Here is a 21,402-nt window from a genome sequence, read left to right on the forward strand (position 1 = left end):
TCGCGCGACCTGCCTCTCGCCGCGTCGACTGTCGTCAGGAGAAACCACCGATGTCCGCCAAAAACATATCCTTGAACGGTAAACTTGCGGCCACGTTCGCAGCCCTCATTCTCATTTTCGTCGCCATTTCCGCTTTCGTTTATTCCAAGGCGACGGCGTCCGCGGCCGCTTCTGCTGAGCAAGAAAAGTCCGAGCTGCTCGTCAACCAGATCGACGATGCGCTGCAGGCAATGCTGGAGCAGGCCGTCAACCTGCGTGGCTTCATCCTCTTCCGCAGCGACAGCACCTATGGCGATGTCTTCACCAACCGCGAGCGCATGCTGAAGGCGATTGCCGCCGCCAAGCAGACGGCGGCCGGTGAGCCGCAGCTGGTCGAGATGATCGACGGCATGCAGAAGGCCGCCGATCTCTATTTCCATGAACTTGCCGAGCCGCAGACCAAGGCGCGCAAGGAAACCGACATGCCGATCGAAGAGGTTATCAAGATCGGCGTCAACGCCACCAAGGGCCAGCTCGACGGGTTCCGCCAGGCCTCAGCCAAGATCAAGGCCACCGCGCGTGAAAAGTCGAACGCGCTCGCCGAGATCCGCGCCGATGCCAACAGCGATCTGAAGACGACGCTGCTTGCCGGCGGCATCCTCGCCTCGCTTGCCGCTGCCGTTCTCGCCTGGCTGATGTCGCGCACCATCGTTCGCCCCGTCGTCGGCATGACCGCAGCCATGGATCGCCTTGCCGGCGGTCAGAACGATATCGAGGTTCCCGCGACCGACCGCGGCGATGAAATCGGCCGCATGGCTCAATCCGTCCTGGTCTTCAAGCAGGCGGCGATCGAGAAGCTGCGCCTTGCCGGCGAGACCGACCGCATGCGCGACGACGCCGAACGCCAGCGCCGGGCCGGCGACGAGCAGAAGGCGCGCGAGGAAGGCGAGATCCGCTATGCCATCGACGCCTTGGCGGGCGGCCTTGCCGAGCTTGCCAATGGCGATATGGCCGGTCGTATCCAGACGCCGTTCGCCTCGCAATATGACAGCCTGCGCAATGACTTCAACCATGCCGTCGAAAAGCTGCAGGCAGCACTGCAATCGGTCGGCCGCAACGCTTCGGCGATCAATGCCGGCGCCGGTGAAATCCGCTCGGCCGCCGACGATCTTGCCCACCGCACCGAGCAGCAGGCCGCCGCCGTCGAACAGACCGCCGCGGCGCTCGAAGAAGTGACGACGACCGTCCGCGACAGCGCCAAGCGCGCCGAGGATGTCGGCAATCTCGTCGAGCGCGCCCGCCTCGGTGCTGAAAAATCAGGCGAAGTCGTCCGCAAGGCCGTCTCCGCCATGCAGCAGATCGAGAAGTCGTCTGGCGAAATCTCCAACATCATCGGCGTCATCGACGACATCGCCTTCCAGACCAACCTTTTGGCTCTGAACGCCGGCGTCGAAGCCGCCCGTGCCGGTGATGCCGGCAAGGGCTTTGCCGTCGTCGCCCAGGAAGTGCGCGAGCTCGCTCAGCGCTCGGCTAAGGCCGCCAAGGAGATCAAGGCGCTGATCACCACCTCGGGCGAACAAGTCGTTGCCGGCGTCGGCCTCGTCGGCGAGACCGGCAAGGCGCTGGAGGTCATCGTCTCCGAGGTGCAGGAGATCAACCACCACGTCAGCGCCATCGTCACTGCCACGCGCGAACAGTCGATCGGCCTGCAGGAGATCAACACCGCCGTCAACAACATGGACCAGGGCACACAGCAGAACGCCGCCATGGTCGAGGAGCAGACCGCCGCCAGCCATGCGCTCGCCCAGGAAGCCAGCGCCCTCGACGACTTGCTGCGCCAGTTCAAGCTCGGCCAGGTGGCGCCGGCGCCGCGCGCAAGCGTTGCCGGCACCAACGCCCGCCCGGTCGCCTCTCCGGCCCACGCTTTGACCCGCACCGTCGCCAAGGCTTTCGGCGGAAGACAGGCGAGCGCCGCGGCCGTGAAGGAAGACTGGACGGAGTTCTGAGGGGGGGCCCTTCACAGGGACGTTAAATGAAAAGGGCGGTGCAGTAATGCGCCGCCTTTTTTATTGAGAGGACCTGCCGGGCAGCCCCCTCATCCGCCCTACGGGCACCTTCTCCCCGAGGGGAGAAGAGGGAATCGAGACGTTGCGGCACATCTCTTCTCCCCTCGGGGAGAAGGTGCCGGCAGGCGGATGAGGGGGCCACACGGCACGTCCTCACCAAAACATTATCCCGCAACCCCAACCGCAACACCGCGTCCCAGCGCCTTGAACACCGTCGAGACGATGCCGGCGCGGTCGAGGCCGGCGTGGGCGTTCATCGCTTCGGGCTTGGCCTGCTCCATCCAGATGTCGGGCATCACAAGCGAGCGCAGCTTCAGGCCGTTGTCGAGCAGGCCTTCGGTGGCGAGGAAATGCATCACGTGGCTGCCGAAGCCACCGATCGCGCCTTCCTCGACAGTGATCACCATCTCGTGGTGGCGGGCAAGCTGGCGGATCAGGTCGTGATCGAGCGGCTTGGCGAAACGCGCATCGGCGACCGTCGTCGAAAGCCCCGCGGCATCGAGATCCTCGGCGGCAAGCAGACAGTCGGCAAGCCGGGTGCCGAAGGAGAGCAGCGCCACCTTGGTGCCTTCCTTGACGATGCGGCCCTTGCCGATCTGCAGGATTTCGCCGCGCGCTGGCATGTCGACGCCGACGCCTTCGCCGCGCGGATAGCGGAACGAGATCGGCCCGCCATCATAGGCCACAGCCGTGCGCACCATGTGCTTGAGTTCAGCCTCGTCGGCCGCCGCCATCACCACGAAGCCGGGCAGGGTGGTGAGGAAGGTGGTGTCGAAGGAGCCGGCATGCGTCGGCCCGTCGGCGCCGACGAAGCCGGCACGGTCGATCGGAAAACGCACCGGCAGTCCCTGGATCGCCACGTCATGCACGACCTGGTCGTAGGCGCGCTGCAGGAAGGTGGAATAGAGCGCTGCGAACGGCTTGTAGCCTTCCGCCGCCAGGCCGGCGGCGAAGGTGACGGCATGCTGTTCGGCAATACCGACATCGAAGCAGCGCGACGGATAGGCCTCGGCGAGCTTGTCGAGGCCGGTGCCGTTCGGCATGGCGGCGGTGATGCCGACGATCTTGTCGTCGAGGGCGGCTTCCTGCACCAGCGCTTCGGCAAAGACGCTGGTATAGCTCGGCGCATTCGGCTTGACCCTTGCCTGGGCACCGGTGATGACGTCGAACTTGTTGACGCCGTGATATTTGTCGGCCGCGGCTTCCGCCGGCGGATAGCCCTTGCCCTTCTGGGTGACGACATGGATCAGCACCGGTCCGCGCCCATTGTCGCGCACGTTGCGCAACACCGGCAGCAGGTGGTCGAAGGAATGCCCGTCGATCGGACCGATATGATAGAAGCCCATCTCCTCGAACATCGTGCCGCCGGTGACATAGCCGCGCGCATGCTCGACGGCGCGGGTGATCGCTCGGTCGATGTTCTTGCCGAGGTAGGCCGTCAGCTTCTTGCCGAGATCGCGGAAGCCCATATAGGTGCGTCCCGAGGCGAGGCGGGCGAGATAGGCGCTCATGGCGCCCGTCGGCGGCGCGATCGACATGTCGTTGTCGTTGAGGATGACGATCAGGCGGGCATCGAGGGCGCCGGCATTGTTCAGCGCCTCGTATGCCATGCCGGCCGACATCGCTCCGTCGCCGATGACGGCGATGACGCGGCGGTCTGATTTGTCGAGGTCGGCGGCAATCGCCATGCCGAGGCCGGCCGAGATCGAGGTCGAGGAGTGTGCCGCGCCGAAGGGATCATATTCGCTCTCCGCCCGGCGGGTGAAGCCGGACAGCCCGTCCTCCTGGCGCAGCGTCCGGATGCGGTCACGCCGGCCGGTGAGAATCTTGTGCGGATAACATTGATGGCCGACATCGAAGATCAGACGATCATCAGGCGTGTCGAAGACGCTGTGGATGGCGATCGTCAATTCGACGACGCCGAGACCGGCGCCAAGATGGCCGCCGGTGCGCGACACCGCATCAATCATTTCGTCCCGGACTTCGCGGGCAAGCTGCGGCAGGTCGCGATCCTCGAGCTTGCGCAGGTCGGCGGGATAGATGACCTGGTCGAGCAGGGGGGTCTTCGGCAGTTGTGTCACGGGCGGGCGCTCTTTCTTGCTTTTCCTTGTTCCGCTTTATTCGATTAGATTGCGGCAAAACAAGTGCATTTCAGGAACCGAAGGTTTTCACCTTAGAGCATGATGCCGAAAAGTGTGAGCGGTTTTCGGATAACATCATGCTCCCACTATTAAAGCATGGTGCCGAAAAACGTGAGCGCTTTTCAGCGGATATCACCCTCTATTTCTTCGATCAGGGTCCGGATTCGGGCGGGTTCAGCCTTCCGGCAAAGGCACGAATTCCTCTTCGTCACCGGGAACGATATCGAAGCGGCCGCTGCGCCATTCCTCCTTGGCCTGTTCGATCCGCTCCTTCGAGGAGGAGACGAAATTCCACCAGATATAACGTTTCGAATTGAGCGCCGCCCCTCCGAAGAGCATCAGGTGGCAGCCATCGCGGCCAGCTTCCAGCGTGATCGCATCGCCCGGTCGGAAGACCAGCAGCTGGTCGGCGGCAAAACGGTCGCCTGATATGACGACTTCGCCCGAGAGCACATAGACGGCGCGCTCTTCGTGGCCCGCGCCGAAGGGAAATTTGGCGCCCGGCTGCAGGTCGAGATCGACATAGAGCGTGTCGGAGAAAACGCCGACCGGCGATGTCATGCCTTCAAACGAGCCGATGACCACCCGCCCGCGCACACCGCTCGTCTCGATCAACGGCATGGCGGACTTTTCCGTATGGGTGAAGGCGGGAGCGATCTCCTCCTTGTCGTCGGGCAGCGCCAGCCAGGTCTGCAGCCCCGACATCAGCAGCGGATGGCCGCGCAGATTGTCGGGCGTGCGTTCGGAATGCACGATGCCGCGGCCGGCCGTCATCAGGTTGATATCGCCGGGACGGATGACCTTTTCGGTGCCGAGGCTGTCGCGATGGCGGATCTCGCCGTCGAACAGATAGGTGACCGTCGACAGCCCGATATGCGGATGCGGCTTGACGTCGAGCGCCTCGTCGGGCTTCAGGATCGCCGGCCCCATGCGGTCGAAGAAGATGAACGGGCCGACCAGCCGCCGCTGCCGGCTGGGCAGGGCGCGGCGCACCTGAAAACCGCCGATATCGCTGGTGCGCGGGATGATCAGGCTCTCGATCGCGTCGCAGGCGAAGGCATCGCCGGGCAGGGGGTCTTTACCGGGAAAGAAGGACATGGGGATCTCCAATCGCTACAGTGCCGCGCGTCATCGCTCACAGATAGCGCCTGGAGCGCCGCGCGTCCAATCGGACGCGCAAAGGACGCTCCAACACTGGAAAGTGCGCCGCGCGTCCAACCGGACGCGCTAAGACGCTCCAACACTTGAAAGCGCGATTGGTTCAGATCGCGGTAAAACCGTTGTCGACGAAGAGATGGGCGCCATTGACGAAGCTCGACTCGTCGCTGGCGAGATAAAGGGCGGCCCGCGCCACATCTTCGGGCTCGCCGATCCGCCCCTGCTGCGCGGCAATGGCGGCATCCGAAACGTCGACGCCGAGCGCCTGCAGGCCGGCCACCTCCCGCAGGCCATGCGGCGTGCGGATGAAGCCGGGGCAGACGGCGTTGCAGCGGATATTGCGGTCACGGAATTCTACCGCAATAGCCCGGGCAAACATGTGCACGGCACCCTTGGTCGTGTCGTAAAGCACTTCCATCGGCGTAGCGGCGACCGCCGAGATCGACGAGGTGCAGACGATCGACCCGCCGCCGCTCGCAATCATCTTCGGCAGCACGGCCTTGGTCATCAGGAACATCGAGCGCACATTGACGGCATGCAGCCAGTCCCATTCCTCGACGGTCGTTTCGAGAAAAGGTTTGATGACGATCGTGCCGGCGTGATTGAAGAGCACGGTGACTGCGCCGTAGCGTTCCTCGACACCGGCGACGGCGGCACTGACGGCGGCTTCGTCCGAGACATCGGCCGTCCAGCAATCGGCCTCGCCGCCGGCATCACGGATGTGCTTCACGGTCTCTGCGGCTGCATCGCCATTGCGGTCGATGATCGCAACACGCGCGCCTTCCGCCGCAAAAAGCTTCGAGGCGGCACCGCCCATGCCAGTCGCGCCGCCCGAGATAATGGCGACCTTGCCCTTCAACCTGTCCGACATTTCCTTGTCCCCTCATCGTTTCGGGATCATAGATCGGTCCGAAGCCGATAGCCAAGCATCTTCAAAAGGGAGTTTGCTGTCTCAGGCGCCGTCGAGCGGCTCAACGCCCTGCGGCTTGCCGGCGCGGTCGAGCCGGATCTTCTCGATGCGGTTTTCGGCGGCCGAAAGCAGGGTCTCGCAATGTTTCTTCAGCGCTTCGCCGCGCTCATAGATCTCGATCGATTCATCCAGCGCCACATCGCCGCGTTCCAGCCGGGCGACGATACTTTCGAGTTCGGCGACCGCCTTTTCGAAGGAAAGGCCTGATACCTCAGGCTTGGCGCTGTCAGTCATTCTCAACCCTTCATCATTCTCAGAATATGCATGCCCGCCGATTCGGCGAGTCCCTCGAGATCATAACCGCCTTCGAGCAGGCTGACGACCCGGTTCTTCGCGTGCCGGTCCGCGAGTTCGAGCACCCGCCCGGTCGCCCAGTCGAAATCCTCGCCGGTCAGATTGATCTGCGCTAAGGGATCGCGGTGATGCGCGTCGAAGCCGGCGGAGATGATGATGAGATCCGGCCGGAAATCGTCAAGGGCCGGCAGCACGCGCGATTTGAACGCCTCGCGGAAGTGGTCGCTGCCGACATTCGGCGACAGCGGCGCATTGACGATGGTGTTGTGTGTGCCCTTCTCATCCTTGGCGCCGGTGCCGGGATAGAGCGGCATCTGATGCGTCGAGCAGAACAGCACCGAGGCATCGTCCCAGAAGATATCCTGCGTGCCGTTGCCGTGGTGCACATCCCAATCGACGATGGCGATGCGCTCGGCGCCATGCGTCTTCTGCGCATGGCGGGCGGCGATCGCCGCATTGTTGAAGAAGCAGAAGCCCATCGCCGTCATCTTCTCGGCATGGTGCCCCGGCGGGCGGGCAGCGACGAAGACATTGTCGGCCCGGCCGGTAAAGACGTCGTCCACCGCCGCCATCGCCCCGCCAATGCCGGTCAGCGCCGCCTGCAGGCTCTTGCTGCTGGCATAGGTGTCGGCTTCGATCTGGTTGATCTCACCCTCTTCCTCGGGGATCTCCCGCATGACGGCGATGAGATGTTCTTCGGGATGGGCAAGCAGCACCGCATCCTCATTCGCCTGCGGCGCCTGCCGGCGCTCCAGCCGCTCGAAATTTGGATGTTCCAGCGCAACGTTGATGGCGCGGATCCTGTCCGATCGCTCCGGATGGCCGGCGGGCGTCACATGTTCCAGGAAGATCGGGTGTTCATAAAGACGGGTGCTCATGAAGACACTCTATCGGTCGCTTATGTCATGTGCCACAGCAGATGGGGCATCGCCTGACGATTTCAACAAGCGCTCTTGTCGCGCCGTCCAACCGTTTGCCTATCACAACTGTCTCATTTGCGCCGTTCCGTCGATCAGGTCCATTGCAACTGCCCCGCATCTTTCCGATACGTGGAGAACACTGTAACACTTTGAACTATTGCGTAATTTTATCCTTAAGCCGGTTCCGGTATAAGCAATTATGAAGTAGTGTTGCCATGGGAACTCTGTAAGGCAGATCTGTTGATGAGTCAGTCGAAACGTCCTGATGTGGCGGAAATACGCGTGCCGTTTCGCGATGTCGATATGACCGGCCGGATGTTTCTGGCATCCTATATTTCCTATGCCGAGTCCGTCCTTGCGAGCTTCTGGTCCTCACGGCCCGATGTCGATGACGAACCCGTCTATAGCCCCAGCAAGGTTTCCTGCTTTCTCCACCGCCCGCTGCACTACGACGAGCCGGCAACCTTCACCGCCACCGTCGACAAGATCGGCGTGCGCTCCATCGGCTTCCTCATTTCGATCGAGACGGGCGAGGAGCGCGCCGCCGAGGTGGAAATCATCTGGCAGGCCCACGCCCCCGAAGACGAATCGCCGGCTCCGTTGCCGGAGGAGACGCGCGACTGGCTTTATCGGTTTTTGAATTAGGGGCAAAGCAGAGCCGCTCGACCAACCAGAATTGCCATTAGGTGCTTTTGCCCCGGAGGAGTGGCTCGCTGAGTATATTGATCTCGACGCTTGGATAAACGCGCTCTTCCAGCAATTTAAGGGATCCAACCTTCACTGCCGTGGGCAATAAGCCTGCGTCGACGTTGACTGCGGGTAGCCTGTCTTCTGCAGAAAATCTGAACAGTGTTATGTGCGCTATTCGAGGCGGGGTTGGACGCCACTGTTCGAAGCAGATGGCATTTGAAATGGCCGAACGAAGCCTGCGCAATGCCGGCGGCTCCTCAGCCTTTACGAAGATAGCGGCTTCCGAAGCAGCCACCTCATGAAAATGGAGCTCAAATGGCGGGGTCTCTTCGACCAGTCTATCCGCGATCTCCTTCCATCTTCCCCCATTCAGCCTCCAGACCTCGTCGTTTGGAATACTGAGTTGGGTCGCTGCGCTGACCAAAGTGACGACGGTCATGTGCAGACTTGTAGACGGGACGCGTAAGAGCGGGGCTGTGCTGTCTCGCTCGATACTGCCCTGCAAGCTGCAGAGCTTTGACAGTGCCTCGCGATCGGGAAAGAACTGCAGGTGGAACGCGCAGCACCGCTTAAACCACAGTGTGTCGACCTTTGTGCGGATCACAGCAGCAGACCCTTCCACCCAACATGGGCATGCCGCGCCGAGAGCGTGCAATTCCCGTGTCTTGCTATCACATCACGAAACCGTTCGCCAATCAGGCAACGATCCCTTCCGGACACGGACAAGCAGGGCGGTCAGTTCCAGCCGGTCATTCACCTCACCCTCGACATATTGGACCTGATCACCCAACGGCACGCGATGGGCTGGAGCCCGAGCCCGGCTATGCGCTGACCGGCTCTGAAACGCTCTTTCGCGAACTCCACTCCTCCTTGGTCTGCGTCTTGATGTCGAACTGGTCGCGCGTCCTGGTGTAGGTATGGCCGCCCATCCTTCCGACGGCGTCCATCAGTTGCTGGTCGATATGCAGGTTCGTCGGGTTGACCGCATCGCTTCTGACGTAGACACCGAGCACTTCGCCGAGGATGATTTCGCGCGCCGGGCCGACCTGCAGGGTGGTGTGGCGGCGGCATTCGAGTGCTGCGGGTGCGGCCAGGATGCGCGGGCTTCTGACCATCTGTCCCGGCGCCGTTGCCAGTCCGGCTTCCGAGAGTTCGTCGATCTCGGGCCCGAACTTGATGGCGCAGACTTCCATCTGGTCGACAAGGGCGTCATCGCAGATATGGACCGTGAACTCGCCGGTTTCGCGGATGTTGCGGGCGGTATCCTTGAAGCGCATGTCGGCATGATTCTCGACGCCGATGGCGACGATTGCCGGGTCGTGGGTCAGGACGTTGAAGAAGCTGAACGGGCCGGCATTCGGCAGACCTTCCTTGCTCACCGTCGTCACCAGCGCGATCGGGCGGGGAATGACCGTGCCGATGAGGATCTTGTAACGCTCGCGCTCGGTCAGCTTGGCGAAATCGAAATGCGTGTGTTGTTTATGATGGGTCATGTCAGGCCTCGGCAGCGATGCGGTGGGTTTCAAGCGGGGTATGGCGGCTGAGGTTCTCGAAACCGTCCTTGGTCACGACATACATGTCGCCGATATTGCAGCCGGCCGACAGCGGTTCCAGCCACTGCGTGTGCAGCACGAAGACCATGCCTTCCTCCATCCTGTCGTAGTTATGCGAGGAGATGTTGAAGCTGTTCTGGCCGCCGGCCATGCCGACCGAATGGCCGAGGTTCGGATTGTGCGGTCCGTGCGTTGCCGGATAGACGTGCATGAGCTTGCGGCCCTGCGCCTCCCAGTCGATGTCCTTCACATACTGATTGGGGATCAGGCGTGCTCCGCCATCCGGCATCGGCGACCAGTTATAGGGCATGGTGCGCGCTTCCGGTGACGAAAGCATGCCGCGCTCGATCATCGGTTCGAAGGCGGCATTGTTGACGTCGCGCATCAAGGCGCCGGGCTTGATGAGCTTTTCGGCCCGCTTGACGCCTTCGGTGCAGGCGGCAAGCACATCCTCCTGATGGCTTGTGATGTCGCCGATCGCGATCATGCGGGCGGTCTGGGCGGTATAGCCGCGGTAGGTGACGTTGGAGATATAGAGGTTGATGAGGTCGCCGGGCCGGACGATGTGGCCATAGGGTTTGCCGCAATGGGTGCCGAATTCATTGATGCCGATCTGGTAGCCGTCGCCCGTTTCGCCGCCGAGCGCCATCTGCGCATAGGTGAAGGCGGCCAGGATTTCATGGTCGGTGACGCCGGACTTCGCCACATGATAGGCGGCCTGCGTGCCGATGCTGATCAGTTGGGCGGCGGCGCGGAACATCTCGATCTCGCGGGGCGAGCGGAGCTTCTGCATGCGGTCGAGGATGGCGTTATCGGCGACGAACTTGCTCTTTGGCATCAACTCGTCGAGCGCTGACCAGAAGGTCAGCGAGGTGCGGTCGCCGATCCTGCCGATCTGGGCCTTGGCAAGACCGAGACTGGCGAGAACCTCGGCGCATTTCTCGGCGGTCTTGATAACGGAATCGCCGGGACGGTCGGCATATTCGCGGCCGATCGGGCCGATCTGCCAGATTTCGTCGACGAGCACAGGCTCGCCGCCCGGCGGCAGCAGGACGGATTGGGTGAAGAAGGAGAGAAGCACCATCGCCTTGTCGGCATCGGTCGGAATGATCAGCACGCCTTCGCGCATCCAGTCGCAAATATAGCGAAGATAGGCGTTCGAAGCGTGGAACCAGCCGACGCTGCCGGCGTGAACGATCAGCGCGTCATGACCGGCCTCGACCGCCTGGCGGCGAATTCTGCGAAGGCGATCCTCGAACTCTTCGACAGGAAGCGGCAAGGGCGCGGAGAAGTCGAAATCCGGTTGGAAATCGGCCAGCAGCGATCCCATCCCGCCGCCTGCGTTTGTCGCGCGCATGTTCATGAGTTTGTTCCTTCTAATTCAAGCATAGGTCAAATAACGGATCGTTCAGGCCTGCCGCGGCGGCGCGAGAACGCGCCGGGCAACCAGCAGTCCGACCAGCGTCACGGCGATCAGAATTCCGGAGATTGCCGCGACGCGCACATCGAGCGATTCCTCGATCAAAGCGAACATCCGCAGCGGCAAGACGGTCGTTCGGGCGTCGGCGAGGAAAAGCGATACCGACACATTGTCGAGCGACTGGATGAAGACAAGGAATGCGCCGGCCAGAATGCCGGGCATCAGCAGCGGCAGGGTGACGCGGCGCAGTGTCATGAACCAGCTCGCGCCCATCGTCGTCGATGCCTCGGCAAGCGAGGGATTGAGGCCCTGGGCGACGACGGAGGCGGCGCGGTACATCAGCGGCCCGAAGACGACGACATGGCCTGATACGGTCAGCCAGAGCGACGGCTTGAAGCCGATGAAGTTGGCGACGATCAAGGCGGCAAGGCCGTAGACCAGGCTCGGCAGGACGAGCGGGGCGAGAAGCAGCGGCTCGATGGTGCCGGCGGTGCTACGCTTCATGCGCGTCATGCCGATGGTTGCCGGAACCGCAAAGATCAGCGATCCGAGGACGGCAAGGCCGGCGATCTTCAGCGAATTCCAGGCGGCGATATGTTCGGTCGCCGATCGCACCGGGTCGAGCAGCGCCGCGTACCACCTGAGCGAAAAGCCCTGCGGCGGATATTTCAGTGTCTGCCCCGAGGTAAACGACATCGTCAGCGCAATCACGATCGGCGCCACGAGATAGATGACGCAGAGCCCGCCGAAACCGTAGACGAATGCCTTGTAGAGCATGACGGGAATGGGATTTTCGCGATGATCACGCATGACCGACCAACCTCCTGTGACGGGACATCATGGTAAGGGCGACCAGCAGGCAGCCGGTGGACAGCAGGAGGACGACGGCGATGGCCGAGGCCAGCGGCCAGTCGAACAGCGTGCCGACCTCGCGGTAGATCAGCTGCGGAACATAGACGTTGCGCGCGCCGCCGATGACGGCCTGGGTAACGAAGGAACTGCTGGTGCTGGCAAAGACCAGGATCCAGCCCGCCAGCAGGCCCGGCAGCATCAGCGGCAAAAGCACGGTGACAAGGATGCGCCAGGGACCGGCGCCGGAAACCTGAGCCGCTTCCGTCAGTTGCACCGGCGTACGCGACAGGATCGCGATCAGCGGCAGGATGATCAGCGGCAGATCGATCTGGCACATGGCCATGACCAGGCCGAGTTCGGTAAACAGCAGGCTCGTCGGCATGCCCACGAGACCGAGCCCGACCAGCGCTTCGCTGATCGGCCCCTGGCGCCCGAGGATGACGATCCAGGCGAAGGTGCGCACGACATTGCTGGTCAGCATCGGAATGAGCGTCAGGAAGATCAGAACCTGCCGCAGGTTTCTGCCGCCGTGCCAGTAGAGGAGTGCGATCGGCACGCCGAGCAAGGTCGTGCCGATGACGGTTTCGAGCCCGAGCCTTGCGGTATTGACGAGGACGCGGAAATTGAACGCGTCGCCGAAGAAGCGGGCATAATGTTCGAGGGTTGCTCCGCCGGGGCCGGCGAAGCTGAAACCGACGAGGACGGCGAGCGGCGTTGCGAAGAACGCCACGGAAAGCAACAGCATCGGTAGGACGTATGGGAAGCCGCTCGCCTTCATCACATCACCTCAACCGGCAACGAGCGCGTCGAACTGGCGAATCCAGTCGTCGCGGTTCTTGTTGATCGCGACCCAGTCCGGATAGACCATGGTCTTGATCTGGTCGCGGGTGACATAGGCTTCGATGCCGGGTGTCAGCGCCACGTCCTTGTTGGTCGGGAACATCTCGGTCGGCGGCTCCTTGAGCTGGTCCTGGGCGGCCTTGGAGATCGCGGCATCCATATAGGCATAGGCCGCGTCGAGATTGGCCGAGCCCTTGGTCAGGTGGATGTTGACGGGGGCTGCCGGCGAGCCGGTTTCCGGATGGACGAACTCGGCATTGAGGCCGAGGCTCTTCAGATGGGCGACATTGCCGGTCGAGCACATGAAGACGGCGATTTCGCCCTGCTGGAACAGCGTCATCTGATGGTTGGTGCTGTCGACCACGCCCTTCAGATGCTCCGGATGATCCTTGAACAGCTTGAAGACGGCGTCCATGTCGTTCGGGCCGGAGCCGAAGATCTTGGCGATCTCGGTATAGGCCATGACGGCGGTGTTCGAGGCAAAGCCGGTCCAGGAAACCTTGCCGCTATAGGCCGGGTTTTCGAAGAGATCGCGATATCCCTTCGGCTTCGGAACGAGATCGGGATTGTAGGCAATGCCGTTGACTTCGATGGTCACGGTCGGGCCGTATTCGCCCTGGAAGGACGGATCGAGCATGCCCCAGTTCTTGAGCTTGCTCGGATCGATCTTCTGGATGAGATCCTTCTCGATGGCGACGGCCATCTGGCCGGGCGACATCAGCAGCGTGTCATAGGGCGGGTTGCCGGGGCTTGCCATGATCTTGGCAAGCTGGTCCTGCGCCATCGCCGGGGCAATCGTCAGGTCGTAGCCTGCATCCTTGACCATCGGCGTCAGCACTGTGCGGTAGGCATCCTCCCAACTGCCCGGGAAAGTGGCGGCAACGGCTCCGCCGCCGGCAGCGCGGGCGGAAAGCGGAAGCATGGCCGATGCGGCGACACCGGCCGCCAGGAAACCGAACCCACGACGGGTAATCTGAAAGTCCTTCATCTCGTTCACCTCTGTTGATCTGTTTCTTCACTCATGATTTCCGGTTCGGCCGGAAAGGCGTGACACCTTGCGGTGTCGATCTCGGCAAATAGCGGCGTTCCCGGTTCGGGAATGAATGTGGAGGGGCCTCTGACCTCGGAAGCGCGCAGGCCTGTACCGTCTTCGAGGGCAAGGTCATGGACGAGGGAAGGGCCGAGCGGCACGGAAACCGTCATGCGTACGGGCAGGGTGCTCTCGCTCGGCTGCGTCGACAGGCGAACCTCTTCCGGCCGGAAGGTGATCGTGACCTTCGAGCCGAGGGTAAAATTCAGCCGGCGCGGCAGGAGCAGGGTCCGGTCATTCGCAAGGCCGATCAGCGTGCTCTCGGCATCGAGCCGCAGCACCGTTCCATTGAGCAGGTTTGCCTGGCCGATGAAGGTGTTGACGAAGAGTGTCTTCGGGCGGTCATAGACGGTCATCGGCGTGTCGATCTGCTCGACATTGCCCTTGTTCATCAGCACCAGGCGGTTTGCGAGGCTCTGGGCCTCCTCCTGGTCGTGCGTGACGATCAGCGTCGTGATGCCGAGCGTCTTCTGCAGGTGCAGCAGCTCCACCTGCAGATCGAAACGCAAGGCCCGGTCGAGCGCGCCGAAGGGTTCGTCGAGAAGCAGAAGGGACGGGCGCCCGGCAATGGCACGCGCAACGGCGACGCGCTGCTGCTGGCCGCCGGAGAGTTCGCGCGGCAGGCGGTTGCCATAATCCTTGAGCCTGACGAGAGACAGCATCTCCTCGACGCGCGCCTTGCGCTCGGCGCGAGGAAGCTTCTGGCAGGCCAGCGGATAGGCGATGTTTTCTGCGACCGTCAGATGCGGAAACAGGGCATAGTTCTGAAAGACCATGCCGACGCCGCGCGAGCGGGCCGAGACATTTGCGAGGTCCTGATCTCCCAGCTCAATCCTGCCGTTCTTCGGCTGGATCAGCCCGGCGATGGCGCGCAGTACGGTCGACTTGCCGCAGCCGCTCGGCCCGAGCAGGGCAACGATCTCGCCGGCCTCGATATCGAAGGCCACGTCGCTGATGGCGTTCTGGCCACCGTAACTGTGGGTGAGGCCCTGAACGCTGAGCCGCTTGCGTTCCGCCATATTCGGTATGCCTAGCATAGGGCCTCCCTGGTTCTGGGTCGAGGTCACGGATTGCTGCGCTGTCTCCGGCACAAGACGGAGATGCGGTCCGGCGAGAAATTTTGCGTCGAGCTTGTTCATGAGAAACGAATTGCAAGCGGCATGCCAGTTTCGCCGTTCGTCATTGTCGTTAATGCCAAGTCAATGAAAATTAAGCAATATTTTTGACTTATAAAGTTTCGAAAGTTTATAATAATGCGTATGCGATTAGAAATTCGCATTTAGTTTCTGTATAAATTTTCGCCAGCGTCGTATATTAAATGGGCATCAGATAGAAACAGCCACGGCCCCTGAACGGGCGATCAAGCGCCGAAAAGCGCGGGATTTGGCATCTGAAGAGGTGTTTTTGGGTCTTGTGGGCGAATGAGGCGGTCAAAAGTGATGCGGCAGCGCCGGGGAGCGTAAAAATTGTGCAGCATATGTTCGAAACTGCATGCGAATTATATTGCGAAACTATATCCGAAATGTCGACATCAGCAAAAATCCTATTGATATCAGGTAATTATTGATGCGCCACTGCAGGTGGCACGGCGATTGCATGGATGATCCCGAGAATTCACCGGTACAAAAATGAAAGGGGATCACATGATGCGCATCCAGAAAATCTTGAAGGCCGGGGTTGCCGGAGCGATGGGCTCTTTGATCGCGGCCTCTGCCTATGCCGCCGGAGGTGCCGCTGAGAAGATGACGGCCGATGCCGATGTCGCCAGGCTCCCCGGCGTCGTCCTCACGCAGAAACTGGCCGACGGGCTGCCGGCCTCCATCAAGTCGTCGGGCGTATTGAAGGTCGCGACCGACCTGACGCCGCCGATCAGCTTTCACGGCGAGGATGGCAAGCTGATTGGCATCGATGCCGATATCGCTGCCGCACTCGGCGTCATCCTGGGTGTCGATGTTGAGATGACCGATGTCGGCGCGGGTGCGGCAATCGTGCCCTCCATATTGGCGAAGCGCTTCGACCTCTCGATCTCGGGCATCAACGACGATCCGGAGCTGGAAAAGCAGGTCGACGTCATCGACTATATGTATGACGCGACGACGATCATGACGATCAAGGACAATCCTCTCGCCATCAAGGGCATGGAGGATCTGTGCGGCAAGAAGGTCGCCGTTCCCGTCGGCACCTTCCAGGCGAAGATGGTCGAGGCGGCATCGGCCAAATGCGCGACCCCGGTCAACATTATGTCGATCCCGAAAATGCCGGATGTGCTGCAGGCCGTGCGCACAGGTAGGGCTGACGCCACGGTCAACGGTTACGCCACCAGCGTCTACACCACCGAACACCAGACCGGAAACGGCAAGGGCCTGCAGGCGCTGCCGGATATCCGCCTTGCCGCCGGTTATCTCGGCATGCTGACGGCCAAGGACAATCCGCAGCTGCGCGACAGCGTCGTTGCCGCCTTGCAGCAGATGGTGGACTCCGGCGCCTACGAGACCATCATGAAGAAGTGGAGCCTCGGACCGCTGGCCGTGAAGACCGTCAAGGTCAACGATGCTGCCAGCATGCCTGCGGATTGACGCCGATGGCCCTGTTTCAAGCGTCACCCATATCGCTCTCCCTTGCGCCATCGGTCGGAAGACCGATGCGTTGGGGCCAGATCGCAACCGGTGCCATCGCGATTTCAGCGCTGGCCTTCTTCGCGCTCGTCGTCGGGCAGAGCCAGAGCATCCAGTGGTCCGAGATCCCCCGCTATCTGGTGGATCCTTCGATCCTGCGCGGCGTGCTGCTGACGCTTGAACTGACGGCAGGCGCCATGGTGTTCGGCATTGTGCTCGGATGCCTGCTGGCGCTGATGGCGACGAGCCAGAACCCGGTTCTCAAGGTGATCGCCGCCGGCTTCGTCTGGTGGTTTCGCGGCGTGCCGCTGATCGTCCAGATCTTCTTCTGGTTCAACATCGCCCTCTTCATCCCGCAGGTCGGGATGGGAAGCTTCACCATTTCGATCAACGATCTGGTGACGCCGGCCCTGGCCGGCTTCCTCGCACTCGGACTGCACGAAGCCGCGAACATGTCGGAGATCATCCGCGGCGGCCTGGTCGCGGTCGATCGCGGCCAACGCGAGGCGGCCACGGCGCTCGGGCTGAAAAAGACACAGACTTTTTTCACCGTCATCATGCCCCAGGCCACGCGTATCATCGTTCCGCCGACGGGGAACCAGGCCATCGGCATGCTGAAGGCCAGCGCCATCGTCTCGGTCATCGGCATGCAGGATCTGCTGACGCAGGCCCAGGCAATCTACGCCCGGAACTTCCTCGTCATCGAACTGCTGTTCGTCGCCTCGATCTGGTACCTCACCATCACGAGCGTCGCATCCATAGGCCAGCACTATCTCGAAAAGAGTCTCGTTCCGAAAGGCCGGACAGCAGAGAAGCCTCGCGCTCCCGGACGAGGGTGATCGCGGATCGATCGAGGTGAATTGAGATCAACAACGAAGGGGTCGCCAGTGCAGCGCGCCCCATCAGGAAACAGCAGAGGAGCATGACATGAAATTGGGAATCGACAGCATAAAGCTGCCTGAGGCAAAGAAGCGGGGGCCTCTGGCAAGCCTTGATCACGTCAAGGAACTTGGGCTCGCAGGCATTTTCTTCAGTACGGCGCTGGACATGAGCCCAGATCTCGACAGCGGCCTGCTGCGCGAGATCAGGGCGAAGGCCGACGACCTTGGCCTCTATCTCGAAAGCGGCATCGGCAAGATCAATCCCTATTGCAGCGCCGAGGAACCGGCCCTGCGGGCAGCCGGCGGCGGCGATATCATCGCCGGTTTCACGCGCATGATCGAGGCAAGTGCCGCAATCGGCTGCCATGAGCTTTGGGTTGCTCCCGGCAATTTCAAGAGCGAATATCGCGGCCGGCTGGCCAATGACCGCTTCCGCACCGATGTGACCTGGGAAGAGCAGTTGCTCGGGATCGAAAAGGTCCTCCGCAAGCTGGCTCCCGTCGCCCGCGCCAATGGCGCGCACATGAACATCGAAACCCATGACGAGATCACCTCCTTCGAGATCCTGCGATTGATCGAGAAGGTCGGCGCCGATTGCGTCGGCGTCGTCTTCGACACGGCAAACGGACTGCAGCGGGGCGAGCATCCGGTCTTCGCCGCCAAGCGGCTGGCTCCCCATATCCGCCAAACCCATATCAAGGATGCCTATGTCGGGCGCGCTCCTGGTGGTCTCGATTTCCAGACCAGACCCGTTGGCGGCGGCATCGTCGATTTCGCCGCGATCCTTCCCATTCTTGCGGACGCCCACCCGACGCTGAACCTGTCGCTGGAAGTCGCCCAGTCTGTCGCCGACAAGCCCCGCAAAGCCAATCCGCGCCAATGCATCGAGATCGACGATCCTATCTGGCGCGCCGGCCACCCCGACCTGACGGCGGATGAGCTTGCGGCCTATATGGCGATGGTCGATGCCTATGAGAAACGGGTCGCCTCAGGTGAATTTCCGGACTGGGTAGCCTATGAAAGCAGCCAATACGGCTACCCGACCTACGAAAATCAGTCCTACGGCTTTGCCGAGGCGATCGGCTTCATCCAACAATCGGCGCGTCATGTCGAGGCGGTTTGCGCCGAAAAGGGCATTGCCCTGTCGGTGCCGGAAAAGAGGCAGAAAGCGGCCTGAGTCCCAAGGCGGTGTCGGCGTTTTCGCCGGTACCGTCGATCGAAATACATGTGCCGAGATGATCTACGCAAGAATATTCTTATGGAAATAATTATCGGGCACGGATATCTGGTGAGCGATCGAATCCACGCCGGGCCGCCAGAGGCAATTTGGAGACTGCAATGAGAAAGATGCGCCGTCAGAGTCCCAAAGCGATGGCAGCGACCAATGGGTCGGCGGAGAGCGCCGATACCCATGACGATGTTTCGGAACGTATCCGCGCCACGCTTGCCGCCGCCATCGGCGAGGGTGCGCTCAAGCCCGGTACCAAAATCCTGGAGGAGGCGATCGCCGAGCATTTCGGTGTCAGCCGAACCGTCGTGCGCGGGGCACTCGGTGTACTTGAGAGCGACCACCTGCTGGAACGCAAGAGAAATCGCGGCACCTTCGTCGCCGAGCCGAGCGTCGAGCAGGCAAAGAGCCTTTTCGAGGCGCGCCGGAAGATAGAGAGGCTGCTTCTGGAACTCGTCATCGCCCGGGTCACGCCGGAGCAGTTGGATGCGCTGCAAAAGCTGACGGACGAAGAAGAGCACATCCACCACCACGGCGACGAAAAGTCGAAGACAGTTCTGTCCGGCAAGTTCCACATCGTGCTCGCCGAAATGGCCGGCAACCCGGTGCTGACGGAAGTGCTCGCCAAGATCGTCGCTCGGCTTTCCCTCGTCATGTCCTTGTACGAAGAGGACCGCAAGGACGACTGCGGCGCGGACCACCATCGCATGATCGTAGCCGCCTTGAAGGCGAAAGACCTCGCCAAGGCGCAACAGCTGATGGACCACCACCTCGCCGACATCGAAGGCCGTGTGCGCCTGACCGAAGGGCAGGGCGACCGGCACACATTCCTGGCCGTGCTGGAGAATTTTTCCTGATAGAGGCCCGCGCGTATCGCTGATGCTTGGCCAGAGCTGAAGCACCATTTCTGGTCACAGGAGCGCTTGTTCAAAACACTCCGCAATGCTAGGAAATTTGCATGGACAACACCGTGATCAGCACTTTCGTGATGATGATGCCGCGCTCATAGCGTGGCGGGTTTCGTGCGTCCAGAATGCACCAGCGACCGCCCTCGAGGCGGTCTTTTCATGGGTCGATCCGTCTCGCGGGCAATAACAGCCTTCGAAAGGAAACGCCGATGAACAAGATCTACATCACCACCTCGATCCCCTATGTGAATGCCGCGCCGCATGTGGGCTTCGCCCTGGAGCTTGTCCAGGCCGACGCCTATGCCCGCCATTTCCGGCTTCTCGGCCACGACGTCAGGTTCCAGTGCGGAACCGACGACAACAGCCTGAAGAATGTCCGGTCGGCGGAAGCCGCGGGATTGCCCGTGAAGGACTTCGTCGATGCGAATGCAGACAGGTTCGAGCGCCTCGGCCGTCTGCTCGATATCTCCAACGAGGAATTCGTTCGCACCTCCCGCGATCCAAGGCACATCGCCTGCGTCCATGCCTTGTGGAGGGCATGCGCCGGCAATGGCGACCTCTATCGCAAGGCATATGAGGGTCTCTATTGCGTCGGTTGCGAGCAATTCTACGAGCCGTCGGAACTCGATGACGGGCGCTGCCCGGAACATGGCATTGCCCTTGAGACCATCCGCGAGGAGAACTGGTTCTTCCGTCTCTCCCGATACGGCGGCCGGCTGCTTGAGCTCATTGAGACCGGCGAGCTTCGGATCGTTCCCGCCCATCGGCGCAACGAAATCCTTGCCCTGCTGCGGCGTGGCCTGACCGACATCAGCGTCTCGCGCAGTGCGGAGCGGGCGCGAGGCTGGGGTGTTCCCGTCCCCGATGGAGATGAGGTCGTCTATGTCTGGTTCGATGCCCTGGCGAACTATCTCACCGGTCTCGGCCACGGGTCCGATGTAACCCTCTTGCCGCGCTATTGGAACGGCGGCCAACGCATCCATGTCGTCGGCAAGGGCATCTCCAAGTTCCACGCCATCTACTGGCCGGCCATCCTTTTGTCCGCGGGCCTGCCGCCGCCATCGTCGATCCTCGTGCACGGCTACGTCACGGTGGACGGCAGGAAGATCGGTAAGTCGGCCGGCAACGGCATCGATCCGGAAGGCATCATCCAATCCTACGAAACGCCGGACGCGCTGCGATATTACCTGCTGCGGCATATACGCTCGGGAGATGATGGCGACTTCTCGGCCGAACGTCTCGAAGCCGCATGGTCGGGAGAGTTGGCAGGACAGCTCGGAAATCTCGCCAACCGGGTGCTTGCCCTTCTCTCCACCTCGTTCAACGGGATCGTTCCGCCGGTGCCGGACAGCGCGTTCGTCGAGGCCGCCGCCCGCCTTCCGGCGAAAGTGGCCCAGGCCTTCGATGCCTACGAACTCCATGTTGGGCTGGCTGATATTTTCGAGTTTGTCGGCGCGGCGAACAAGCGGTTTACAAAACGCGCGCCATGGGCGGATGCGAAAGCCCTGCTTGCCGATCTCACGGCGGAAGATCGGAAGGCGACCGCCGCGCGTCTCGGCGCCTCCCTGGCCGAGCAAGTCTATGGCCTTGCGATCATCGCCCGCTGCCTCTTGCCGTTCCTGCCGAGTTCGGCTGCAACGCTGCATTCCAGGCTGGGAATACCGTCTCCTCGCCTCTATCAGGACCCCTTGATCGTGACGGGCGTCAAAGCCGCCCCGCAAGCCGTCCTCTTTCCGCAAAGAGCGGCGGCGTGAAGGGGCAGTCCGAGATCCTCTGCGCTGCACCTTAGGCAGCGCA

At 61.9% G+C, this 21,402-nt stretch carries 19 protein-coding genes; 7 read left to right on the forward strand and 12 right to left on the reverse strand.

The window, feature by feature from the left end:
• Nucleotides 1-50 precede the first annotated feature (50 nt).
• Nucleotides 51-1,985 carry a methyl-accepting chemotaxis protein gene (locus J3P73_RS05535; protein WP_130763247.1) on the forward strand — a complete coding sequence of 645 codons (1,935 nt, stop codon included), beginning with the start codon at nt 51-53 and terminating at the stop codon, nt 1,983-1,985.
• 224 nt (nt 1,986-2,209) lie between these two features.
• Here the strand turns inward: J3P73_RS05535 and dxs are convergent, their stop codons facing one another.
• The 5 genes from dxs to J3P73_RS05560 all read right to left on the reverse strand — a co-directional run bounded on the left by dxs (nt 2,210) and on the right by J3P73_RS05560 (nt 7,486).
• Nucleotides 2,210-4,126: a 1-deoxy-D-xylulose-5-phosphate synthase gene (gene dxs / locus J3P73_RS05540; RefSeq protein ID WP_024321266.1), complete on the reverse strand. Its 1,917-nt coding sequence runs from the start codon at nt 4,124-4,126 to the stop codon at nt 2,210-2,212.
• Nucleotides 4,127-4,360: 234 nt separating this feature from the next.
• On the reverse strand, nt 4,361-5,284 hold the full coding sequence (locus J3P73_RS05545; protein ID WP_130681090.1) for a pirin family protein: 924 nt from the start codon (nt 5,282-5,284) through the stop codon (nt 4,361-4,363).
• A gap of 163 nt (nt 5,285-5,447) precedes the next feature.
• Nucleotides 5,448-6,215, reverse strand: a complete 768-nt coding sequence (locus tag J3P73_RS05550) for an SDR family NAD(P)-dependent oxidoreductase (RefSeq protein WP_075224732.1) — start codon at nt 6,213-6,215, stop codon at nt 5,448-5,450.
• A gap of 81 nt (nt 6,216-6,296) precedes the next feature.
• A complete protein-coding gene (locus J3P73_RS05555; protein WP_003545921.1) occupies nt 6,297-6,548 on the reverse strand; it encodes an exodeoxyribonuclease VII small subunit in 252 nt (83 codons plus the stop codon).
• 2 nt (nt 6,549-6,550) lie between these two features.
• A complete protein-coding gene (locus tag J3P73_RS05560; RefSeq protein WP_018449324.1) occupies nt 6,551-7,486 on the reverse strand; it encodes a histone deacetylase family protein in 936 nt (311 codons plus the stop codon).
• A gap of 285 nt (nt 7,487-7,771) precedes the next feature.
• Between J3P73_RS05560 and J3P73_RS05565 the strand changes: the two genes are divergently transcribed.
• Nucleotides 7,772-8,173 carry an acyl-CoA thioesterase gene (locus tag J3P73_RS05565; RefSeq protein WP_024321263.1) on the forward strand — a complete coding sequence of 134 codons (402 nt, stop codon included), beginning with the start codon at nt 7,772-7,774 and terminating at the stop codon, nt 8,171-8,173.
• Nucleotides 8,174-8,210: 37 nt separating this feature from the next.
• On the opposite strand, the gene J3P73_RS05570 is transcribed toward J3P73_RS05565, so the two are convergent.
• The 7 genes from J3P73_RS05570 to J3P73_RS05600 all read right to left on the reverse strand — a co-directional run bounded on the left by J3P73_RS05570 (nt 8,211) and on the right by J3P73_RS05600 (nt 15,112).
• Complete coding sequence (locus tag J3P73_RS05570) at nt 8,211-8,822, reverse strand: 2'-5' RNA ligase family protein (protein ID WP_024321262.1); 612 nt, start codon at nt 8,820-8,822, stop codon at nt 8,211-8,213.
• Nucleotides 8,823-9,039: 217 nt separating this feature from the next.
• On the reverse strand, nt 9,040-9,711 hold the full coding sequence (locus J3P73_RS05575) for a flavin reductase family protein (protein WP_024321261.1): 672 nt from the start codon (nt 9,709-9,711) through the stop codon (nt 9,040-9,042).
• Between the two features lies 1 nt (nt 9,712).
• Nucleotides 9,713-11,134 carry a M24 family metallopeptidase gene (locus J3P73_RS05580; protein ID WP_024321260.1) on the reverse strand — a complete coding sequence of 474 codons (1,422 nt, stop codon included), beginning with the start codon at nt 11,132-11,134 and terminating at the stop codon, nt 9,713-9,715.
• Nucleotides 11,135-11,179: 45 nt separating this feature from the next.
• Nucleotides 11,180-12,001, reverse strand: coding sequence for an ABC transporter permease (locus tag J3P73_RS05585; protein WP_024321259.1), 822 nt, complete (start codon nt 11,999-12,001; stop codon nt 11,180-11,182).
• Nucleotides 11,994-12,821 (reverse strand): ABC transporter permease, encoded by an 828-nt coding sequence (locus J3P73_RS05590; protein WP_029767915.1) that lies wholly within the window; start codon nt 12,819-12,821, stop codon nt 11,994-11,996. Before J3P73_RS05590 ends, J3P73_RS05585 begins: the two co-directional genes overlap by 8 nt.
• Before the next feature lie 9 nt (nt 12,822-12,830).
• Nucleotides 12,831-13,880 carry an extracellular solute-binding protein gene (locus J3P73_RS05595; protein WP_018485981.1) on the reverse strand — a complete coding sequence of 350 codons (1,050 nt, stop codon included), beginning with the start codon at nt 13,878-13,880 and terminating at the stop codon, nt 12,831-12,833.
• Entirely contained in the window at nt 13,877-15,112 is a 1,236-nt protein-coding gene (locus tag J3P73_RS05600) for an ABC transporter ATP-binding protein (protein ID WP_024321257.1), read from the reverse strand. Before J3P73_RS05600 ends, J3P73_RS05595 begins: the two co-directional genes overlap by 4 nt.
• Before the next feature lie 504 nt (nt 15,113-15,616).
• On the opposite strand from J3P73_RS05600, the gene J3P73_RS05605 reads away from it, so the two are divergent.
• The 5 genes from J3P73_RS05605 (at nt 15,617) to metG (ending at nt 21,359) form a co-directional block, all read left to right on the forward strand.
• Nucleotides 15,617-16,549 (forward strand): ABC transporter substrate-binding protein, encoded by a 933-nt coding sequence (locus J3P73_RS05605; protein ID WP_024321256.1) that lies wholly within the window; start codon nt 15,617-15,619, stop codon nt 16,547-16,549.
• Nucleotides 16,550-16,554: 5 nt separating this feature from the next.
• Complete coding sequence (locus J3P73_RS05610) at nt 16,555-17,427, forward strand: amino acid ABC transporter permease (protein WP_024321255.1); 873 nt, start codon at nt 16,555-16,557, stop codon at nt 17,425-17,427.
• Between the two features lie 88 nt (nt 17,428-17,515).
• Nucleotides 17,516-18,646: a sugar phosphate isomerase/epimerase family protein gene (locus J3P73_RS05615; protein ID WP_075224731.1), complete on the forward strand. Its 1,131-nt coding sequence runs from the start codon at nt 17,516-17,518 to the stop codon at nt 18,644-18,646.
• Between the two features lie 161 nt (nt 18,647-18,807).
• Entirely contained in the window at nt 18,808-19,554 is a 747-nt protein-coding gene (locus J3P73_RS05620; protein ID WP_018068372.1) for a GntR family transcriptional regulator, read from the forward strand.
• 260 nt (nt 19,555-19,814) lie between these two features.
• Entirely contained in the window at nt 19,815-21,359 is a 1,545-nt protein-coding gene (gene metG, locus J3P73_RS05625) for a methionine--tRNA ligase (RefSeq protein ID WP_207579789.1), read from the forward strand.
• The last annotated feature ends 43 nt before the right edge of the window (nt 21,360-21,402 follow it).

The organism is Rhizobium ruizarguesonis, assembly GCF_017357285.1.
Classification (GTDB): Bacteria; Pseudomonadota; Alphaproteobacteria; order Rhizobiales; family Rhizobiaceae; genus Rhizobium; species Rhizobium ruizarguesonis.

What these genes read in the sequence shown, in the direction of transcription:
- J3P73_RS05535 (WP_130763247.1), top strand. Translation starts at nt 51, where the DNA reads ATGTCCGCCAAAAACATATCCTTGAACGGTAAACTTGCGGCCACGTTC.
- J3P73_RS05545 (WP_130681090.1), bottom strand. Translation starts at nt 5,284, where the DNA reads ATGTCCTTCTTTCCCGGTAAAGACCCCCTGCCCGGCGATGCCTTCGCC.
- J3P73_RS05550 (WP_075224732.1), bottom strand. Translation starts at nt 6,215, where the DNA reads ATGTCGGACAGGTTGAAGGGCAAGGTCGCCATTATCTCGGGCGGCGCG.
- J3P73_RS05555 (WP_003545921.1), bottom strand. Translation starts at nt 6,548, where the DNA reads ATGACTGACAGCGCCAAGCCTGAGGTATCAGGCCTTTCCTTCGAAAAG.
- J3P73_RS05560 (WP_018449324.1), bottom strand. Translation starts at nt 7,486, where the DNA reads ATGAGCACCCGTCTTTATGAACACCCGATCTTCCTGGAACATGTGACG.
- J3P73_RS05565 (WP_024321263.1), top strand. Translation starts at nt 7,772, where the DNA reads ATGAGTCAGTCGAAACGTCCTGATGTGGCGGAAATACGCGTGCCGTTT.
- J3P73_RS05575 (WP_024321261.1), bottom strand. Translation starts at nt 9,711, where the DNA reads ATGACCCATCATAAACAACACACGCATTTCGATTTCGCCAAGCTGACC.
- J3P73_RS05580 (WP_024321260.1), bottom strand. Translation starts at nt 11,134, where the DNA reads ATGAACATGCGCGCGACAAACGCAGGCGGCGGGATGGGATCGCTGCTG.
- J3P73_RS05585 (WP_024321259.1), bottom strand. Translation starts at nt 12,001, where the DNA reads ATGCGTGATCATCGCGAAAATCCCATTCCCGTCATGCTCTACAAGGCA.
- J3P73_RS05590 (WP_029767915.1), bottom strand. Translation starts at nt 12,821, where the DNA reads ATGAAGGCGAGCGGCTTCCCATACGTCCTACCGATGCTGTTGCTTTCC.
- J3P73_RS05600 (WP_024321257.1), bottom strand. Translation starts at nt 15,112, where the DNA reads ATGAACAAGCTCGACGCAAAATTTCTCGCCGGACCGCATCTCCGTCTT.
- J3P73_RS05605 (WP_024321256.1), top strand. Translation starts at nt 15,617, where the DNA reads ATGATGCGCATCCAGAAAATCTTGAAGGCCGGGGTTGCCGGAGCGATG.
- J3P73_RS05610 (WP_024321255.1), top strand. Translation starts at nt 16,555, where the DNA reads ATGGCCCTGTTTCAAGCGTCACCCATATCGCTCTCCCTTGCGCCATCG.
- J3P73_RS05615 (WP_075224731.1), top strand. Translation starts at nt 17,516, where the DNA reads ATGAAATTGGGAATCGACAGCATAAAGCTGCCTGAGGCAAAGAAGCGG.
- J3P73_RS05620 (WP_018068372.1), top strand. Translation starts at nt 18,808, where the DNA reads ATGAGAAAGATGCGCCGTCAGAGTCCCAAAGCGATGGCAGCGACCAAT.
- metG (WP_207579789.1), top strand. Translation starts at nt 19,815, where the DNA reads ATGAACAAGATCTACATCACCACCTCGATCCCCTATGTGAATGCCGCG.